This is a genomic window from Cyanobacteriota bacterium (genome assembly GCA_025054735.1).
Classification (GTDB): Bacteria; Cyanobacteriota; Cyanobacteriia; order SKYG9; family SKYG9; genus SKYG9.
Genome location: JANWZG010000111.1, coordinates 2415 through 10074, shown reverse-complemented (window position 1 = coordinate 10074; position 7660 = coordinate 2415). Strand labels below are relative to the sequence as shown.

At 50.4% G+C, this 7660-nt stretch carries 6 protein-coding genes; 3 read left to right on the top strand and 3 right to left on the bottom strand.

What is annotated here, in order from left to right; genetic code table 11:
• The 3 genes from NZ772_07265 to NZ772_07255 all read right to left on the bottom strand — a co-directional run.
• A partial coding sequence (locus tag NZ772_07265; protein ID MCS6813355.1) for a DUF429 domain-containing protein occupies nt 1–709 on the bottom strand: 709 nt, incomplete at its 3' end.
• Complete coding sequence (menA, locus tag NZ772_07260) at nt 706–1638, bottom strand: 2-carboxy-1,4-naphthoquinone phytyltransferase (GenBank protein ID MCS6813354.1); 933 nt, start codon at nt 1636–1638, stop codon at nt 706–708. The genes NZ772_07265 and menA, both read right to left, overlap by 4 nt.
• 107 nt (nt 1639–1745) lie before the next feature.
• A complete protein-coding gene (locus NZ772_07255) occupies nt 1746–2423 on the bottom strand; it encodes an SEC59/DGK1/VTE5 family protein (protein ID MCS6813353.1) in 678 nt (225 codons plus the stop codon).
• Nucleotides 2424–2678: 255 nt separating this feature from the next.
• Between NZ772_07255 and hslO the strand changes: the two genes are divergently transcribed.
• The 3 genes from hslO to NZ772_07240 all read left to right on the top strand — a co-directional run.
• Nucleotides 2679–3581, top strand: a complete 903-nt coding sequence (hslO, locus tag NZ772_07250) for an Hsp33 family molecular chaperone HslO (protein MCS6813352.1) — start codon at nt 2679–2681, stop codon at nt 3579–3581.
• A 122-nt stretch (nt 3582–3703) separates the two neighbouring features.
• Complete coding sequence (locus tag NZ772_07245) at nt 3704–4156, top strand: phosphate-starvation-inducible PsiE family protein (GenBank protein ID MCS6813351.1); 453 nt, start codon at nt 3704–3706, stop codon at nt 4154–4156.
• 370 nt (nt 4157–4526) lie between these two features.
• Nucleotides 4527–7660: PAS domain S-box protein (locus NZ772_07240; protein MCS6813350.1), on the top strand; the 3134-nt coding region annotated here is incomplete at its 3' end.

The window sequence follows — 7660 nt, the reverse complement described above, 5'->3', positions numbered from 1 at the left end:
TGTAACCCTGGTCGCGATCGCCTAGCGCTAAACACCGCTCAGATCCCCAGTACCACCAGTAGGCTGCCACATAGGCACATATCAGGCTATCGAGTTGGTCTTCAACAACTTTCAGGGCGGCTCCGGCTGTGGGAATAGTTGGCAGCATGGTTGAACTACTTGGCAGGTGTAGCATGGGTTCTAGTTGGGGCAAGTGGTGATCAATCAACTGCCGCAATCGCTCTAGCTCTCCTCGGCGTTCAGCGAGTTTGCCCTTTTTATACTTAAGGATGCGATCGAGCCGAAAAAGATTCACTGTAGCAGGATGGGGAAAGACCTCGATTTGGAATCGTGTGGGTTGCTGGGGCACGATCGTAGGGGCATGATCAAAACCCCGCGCTTCTAGGCTGAGTCCAAAACTGACGGTTCGTTCTGCAAAGGGACGACCCAAGTTGGCTGGATAGCACCCAGCATGGTAGCGCCCAAAGTGCTGGTGAGTTAGGCGATCAGGCAACCGCATTCCTGTAGCATTAGGGATCAAGGTGGGGGCATCCACGGCAATGCCACCAGATGTGCCACTAGGCAGCCAATGGTCTACCCATGCCAAAATGTCATCAATTGCGGCTAGGCGCTGTAGGTCTAACAGGTGTAGTCGGCGATCGTGGTAGTGCAGACAGCATAAACCACTTGGCTGCGATGTCCAGCCCAAATCAATGCCTAGAAATTTCACAAGACAAAGCCCAAGCCCAGCATTAGCCCTGTCCAAAACTGGAATTCAACTGCAATTAGGCGGCAGTAGGTGAGGGTTTCGGGGCGATCGTACTGCTGCCCAATCACTCGACATAACCGGATAGCCGCAGGCAAACTGACCACCACCAACAGCGTCCATACTGGAAACAGGCTAGTCACTACCCCCAAGACCGTCAGCCCGTACACGCTACCACAAATCCATGGCAACAGTCGAGCGGCACGCTGGCTACCCAAACGCACCACGGGTGACAGTTTGCCTGCGGCTGCGTCATCGTGTACTTGATTGAAGTGAGAGCAAAATAAAATGAGGCTGGTGGCAATCCCCACGATCGCTGATGCCGCTAAATTAATCCCTGACCAAGTTTTGGTCTGGCTGTAGTAAACCGCTGTGAACGCTACAGGGCCAAAGGCAAAGAAACAGAGAATTTCTCCCACGCCTTTGTAGCCGAGGCGAAACGGCGGCCCTTGATAGATGTAGCCCAATGCACAACAGACGAGGATTAACCCAATCACCGTTAGATCTTGTTGCCAAACAGCAATGGCTCCAATCCCGGTCAAGCCTAGCACTAAAAACAGGGTTGCTAGCCAGAAAATCAGCGGTTTGTTGCCAGTCAAATTAACAAGAGAGTTGGCTTTGTTGACATCAACTCCCGTTTCTGCATCAAAGACATCGTTGCTGAGATTTTCCCATGCCAAGATCAGGATGGCAGATATTAAAAACGTCAGAAAAATCTTCCAGTCAAGGTGTCGGGTTTGGCAGTAAGCGATCGCTGTCCCCACCCAAATAGGCATCACCGCAACGCTATACATCGGTGGCTTGATGGCTGCCATCCACAGTTTTTTGCGCGAGGGCGAATTCAGCGGCATTACCATAGAAGCATCAGAAGAGTCGGCAAACTCAGAAGCCATGGGAATTCACAACATGAAGTGCTTTGACCGATGATACTACTTGTTACCCACCTGTTATCCGCAGCATAGGGAGTTCTGTGCCTGTAACCTCTCTCTCGTCTTACTAGCTACAGGCCAACAAGGTGGCTGAACCAAAAGCCTAGTATGGCGCTGCCTAGGGGCACAGTGAGGTTGTCAATTCCAAATTTAGAGAAGGCTTCTAGGATGGTGGCTACAACAGCAATTGTCCCGGCGATCGCCCAGTTTTGCCAAAGATTGCCCTGTTCAGCTAGCAAAATCAATCCCGTAACCACAAAACTCACTAGCATCATGGTAGCAGAGCCTTCCCAGCTTTTTTGCATGTCCCAAAGTTGATAGCGATGGTAACCAAAGCGTTGCCCTACTAGTGCTGCTAAGCCATCGCCCCAAGTCATTATCAGGATGCCGATCGCGGCATATTCCTGCCGATTTAGGCCCCAGAAGATGGCGATGAGCACACCAATACTGACTGCGTAGAAGAATGTGCCCCAACTCTGGCGACCAATGCTGTTGACACTGGGGAGGATGGGAACGCGGTAGGACAATATTGCGATCAGGCTGGCAACAATCGCTGCTGTCACACCTACCCAAGCTGGAATTTGCAGCCACCAAGCCAGCAAAATAACATTACCTACGCCGATATGCACGACTTTACGCACTAGCTCGGCATCTAAATTAGTGGTTCGCTTTAGCCATTCAGCTACTAGCACGATCGTTCCTAACCATGCAGTCACGATCGCCAGCGACCAACCCACTGTATCGGTCATTTCCCAATCACTCACAGTGCCATCAACCCTAGGGCTTTACAACCAGTTCGCTAATCTCAACCATACCGTGAGTTTGCAAGCTTTGGATGGCATCAGTTGCTCAGTAGCTCCAATTTCATCAATTGGGAGCTATCTGTTGAGAGCTATCTGTTAAATAGAACTCGACAGCTTGTGCAAGCTAATGATGCAAACCTAAAAACCAACCCTACGATCGCGATAGAATGACAGAGATTGTTACGAAATATCACGAATTTCATGGCAGATCGACTAATTCGAGCCGTGGCAGCCGACGGCGGCATTCGGGCTGTAGGCGCGATTACAACTCGGCTAACAGAGGAGGCTCGCTGTCGGCATCGCCTTTCCTATGTAGCAACTGCGGCCCTAGGGCGAGCAATGGCGGCTGGACTGCTGTTAGCATCCAACATGAAGCGGCTTGGTTCGCGTGTGAATCTACGCATCGATGGCGGTGGCCCACTGGGCAAGGTGCTTGTCGATGCTGGATTGGATGGCACTGCTAGAGGCTATGTCGAGCATCCACAAGTGGAATTACCGTCTACGGCTGAAGGCAAGCTAGACGTAGGGCGAGCGATCGGCTCTAGGGGCTATCTGCACGTGGTGCGGGATGTAGGCTATGGCTATCCCTATTCCAGCACGGTGGAGCTAGTGTCGGGTGAAGTTGGTGAGGATGTCACCTATTACCTAGCTAGCTCAGAGCAAACTCCGTCAGCCATGATGTTAGGAGTGTTTGTTGGGGCTGAAGGAGTTACGGCTGCGGGGGGAATTTTGATTCAAATCCTGCCCAAAGCCTCAGAGAATGAAGCATTAGTGGAAATATTGGAATCTCGACTCACAGCACTAACTGGCTTTACACCCCTGTTGCGCTCAGGTAACGACCTGCCTGAAATCTTTGAGACTATTCTCGGTGGTTTAGATTTACACATCATGCCTGAGACCCAATTGCTGCGGTTTCACTGTGGCTGTTCCTTTGAGCGGGTTTTGGGTGCCCTGAAGCTGCTTGGTGTCGATGAGTTGCAAGATATGATTGACAAGGACAACGGTGCTGAAGCCACCTGTCACTTTTGTAATGAGGTATACCAGGCCGATCGTGATCACCTGACACAGTTAGTCGGAGAGTTGCAAGCAGAACGCTTGCGCTGACCCAGTCTAGACTTCTCTGGATTACGGCATAGCAACTAGCCTAGGGTCGGGTAATCAATGAGCAACATTGCATGAGACACTGAAGAACAGTAGTTTTATGCATCAACGATATGTTAGGTAAGTTGCGCCGAATGAGACGAGCGTTAACTAGTGAGGGTGATCAACAATTTCTCCACTTGGTGGATAGTTTACAGGGCTTGGTTGCCAAAGTGCTGTCTCTGGGGCTAATTCTTGTCATCCTAGTGGCAGTGTATGAATTGCTGGTGTTCTTGGTCACCAAGATCTTCCTAGAGCAGCCCTTCGGACTTTCTGGATTACCACTAGTTGAGCTATTCGGACTGTTCCTCAACATTTTGATTGCTCTGGAACTACTAGAAAACATTGCAGGCTATCTGAAAAAACATGTCGTACAGGTAGAACTGGTGATCGTTACGGCTCTGATTGCTGTAGCCCGCAAGATCATCGTGCTGGATTTAGAAAAGTTTTCAGCACAGGAGGTGATTGCCTTGGCTGTCGCTATTATTTGCCTCAGTATCGGGTACTGGATTATTCGCTACACAATGCATCAAGACTGAGTGGTTGCACAAAGCTCACCGGATTTCTGTGGACACGAGTGAAAAACTGGGTAACAGGACGTGCTGGCGATTGCTAACTATCTAAAGACCCTACCCCAATGTTCAGGCTAAACAATTACAGGATACCTGTGCAGGATACATAGTATCCACAGGGTGATTAACAGCTACTATGCACGGGGTATGAGCACGATGCTGCCTGTACCAAACTGAAATCAATCGCAGGTTGTATAGAAAGGTTCAAACTGCATCTACTAGCCTAGTTATCTTCACCATTTCCATGTATAGACATCACTGACAATGCAACATTTCCACACAAGACCCCCTGATTCCAGCACCATCAGCCTCAAATTTACCTCGAAATTTGGGTGTTTTGGAAGCATGGGGTTTTGGCTTGACTGGGTTATTGCTGTGGTTAAGTGCTGCGCCCAGCGCCCATGCGGAGCTAGGATCCCAAGCTATTGTTGTGTGGTTACCAGCCACGATCGTTGGCGTGATTGTGAATTTCCAAGTGCAACGGTTGGGGCAACAGATGCCGAATGTAGCTGGCGGTACCCCTAACTACATAACACACTTACTCAGTGATTATCCTCGTTTGGCTAGCTATGCTGCGCTTGGCTACTTCATCAGTTGGGTAGCTGTTCTACCAGCCAACGCGATCGTGCTCACAGATTTGCTGCAAGCTAATTTGCAACCTCTCGACATAACCCTGCCAAACTTACCCTTACATATCGGCTTAACTGTTCTTGCGTTTGTTGTTGCCTTTAGCGGCACCCGCGCACTCAGTGTATTGCACCTCTACTTTGTACTGCCTGCGGTGGCATGTCTCTTACTATTTTGCCTCCAAGGTATAGGTTGGTTAACCTTATCCAGTCAGAGTCCTGGACTATTGCCACCCCAGTGGGCGAACTTCGAGTTCTCAGCTTGGGCCAAGTGGTACGTAATCTTTACCTACGCAGTTTATGCTTGCGAGACTGCCGCTAGTTTTGTTGCAGATAGTCGTAAACCTCAGCAAACACTCCAAGTATTGCCCATTGTGGCTGCAATGATTCCGATCGTCTATCTTGGCGGCTCTTGGGTGCTCATGCGGCTGGCAACCTTACCTAATCCCAGTAGCAATACATTCCTCAACTTGCTGACGGCTGCCCAACCCTTTTGGGGAAATGCTGCCCCTCTGCTAGTAACGCTACTAGTCAGTTCTGGGTGCTTGCTCTCTTGTGCAACGGCTGTATCAATTTGTCCGCGAATCCTATATCAGCTATCCGTAGATGGGTATTTGTCACCTGTTTATGGAGTAGTCTCTCGCCAAGGGGTGCTAGCTCCAGGACTAACCGTGACCCTAGTTCTCAGCTTGAGCTGCTTGCTCTGGGGTGACTTGACTCGCATTGTGATTATTACAGGTATAGGTTGGCTGGTGTCGTTCATTGCGCTACATGGTGGACTGTGGCTTCAGCGAGACAGACCAGAGGTACTATTGCCTCGGTGGTCGCTGGTGTTTGGTATTGCAGAGGCGATCATCCTAATTGTGGGGGGTATTGCTTGGAATTGGGTAGATCTGCTGGTGGGGTTAGCGATCCCGGCAGTGATCCTAGCGATCGATACTGGAATGCAGCGTCTGCGGTTACCTGTCTGGCAGCCAGAGTGGTGGCAGAATCGGTTGCAAGTGACTAATCGAACCATTACGCCAGATGTTGTCATCGTTCAGATTGGTGTGCTCATTTTCCTGGTTACGGGAGCTACGTTATTGGGTTGGTTCATTCGCATTCAAATTGATAGCCGATCTACCCAAGTGATGGGGAATGTGCTTGTTGTAGTGGTGCTCGTGATGGCATTCATTGCAGTCTCAGTGGCTTGTTGGACGAGCCTACCTCAGTTAGAGGCGATCGTCGCAGCACGGGAACAAGCTGAACTAGCGCGGGAACAGGCGGAAGCAGCTAGAGAGCAGGCCGAAACAGCACGAGAACAAGCTGAGCAATTATTCAATAGCGCTCTAGATGCGATCGTGGTATTGGATGCTAATGGCGTTATTCAGCAGGCCAATCCCGCCAGTGCAGTACTGTTTTCTAGAACGGGTAGTGAACTCTTGGGTACACCGCTTTACGACTTGCTGCCAGGGTTAGGTAATCAGCCTGAGCAGTGGCCAGCTCGCAGTGAACAGGTTTTTTGGCATGATGAAACTGTGCCCTGCATTCTAGAGGTTGCCGTTTCCAGTAACACCAAGGCCGATCAACCGATTAGTTACATAGTCATTCTACGGGACTTAACTGAGCAACAAGCAGCAGCCGATGCCCTCCGCAAAGCAGAGGCTAACTACCGCAGCATTTTTGAACACGTGGTAGAGGGCATTTTTCAGACGACTCCTGATGGCAGATACCTTAGTGTTAATCCAGCCCAGGCAAAAATGCTGGGGTATGACTCTCCAGCTCAAATGTTGGAAGAGGTAAGCACAGTTGCTACAGGATTTTATGTAGACCCTGATCGCCGTCAGTACCTAGTTGACCAAATTCAACAGCATGGCTCAGTGCAAGGATTTGAGTCGCAAGTCTATCGCCGTGACGGCAGCATCATCTGGATTTCAGAAAATGTGCGTGCTGTGTACGACCTAGACAAAAACCTGCTGTACTACGAGGGCACTAGCACAGACATCACTCAGCGTAAGTTGGCTGAAGCTACCCTGCGCTATCAGGCTCAAGAGCTAGAGTCAATGCTCAAGGATCTGCAACAAACCCAAGCACAACTGATTCAAACTGAAAAAATGTCTAGCCTTGGCCAGTTGGTGGCTGGCATCGCCCATGAAATCAACAACCCTGTCAACTTTATCTACGGCAACTTGATTTACACCAGCGACTATGTGCAGGACTTGATTCAGGTGCTGGCTCGCTATCGGCAACAGTATCCGTCCCCAGGGGATGACCTAGAAACCCTAATGGCCGATGTCGATGTGGACTTCATCCTAGAAGACCTACCCAAGATGCTGAAATCCATGCAGGGGGGAGCCGAGCGCATTCGCCAACTAGTGTTGACCTTGCGTAACTACTCCCGCCTTGACGAGGCAGAGATGAAAATTGTGGACTTGCACGAAGGCATTGACAGCACGCTGATTATTCTGCAACATCGCCTCAAAGCCCCTTATCGAGACCTTTATGGAGAGATGCACCAAGGTGGCATCCAAGTGGTTAAGCAATATGGCGACTTGCCCATGGTCGAGTGCTACGCCGGACAACTGAATCAGGTGTTTACCAACGTGATTAGCAACGCCATCGATGCCCTGCAAGAGCGAGATAGCCAGCGATCGGCGGCTGAAATCACGGCTGACCCCAGCACCATCACCATCACGACGGAGATGCCCAGTCCTGGGTGGGTACGCATCAGCATCCAAGACAACGGCCCCGGCATTCCCAAAGAGCATCTTCCCCGCCTGTATGACCCGTTTTTCACCACGAAGCCAGTGGGCAAGGGGACTGGGTTAGGGCTTTCCATCAGCTACAAAATTGTCACTGAAAAGCA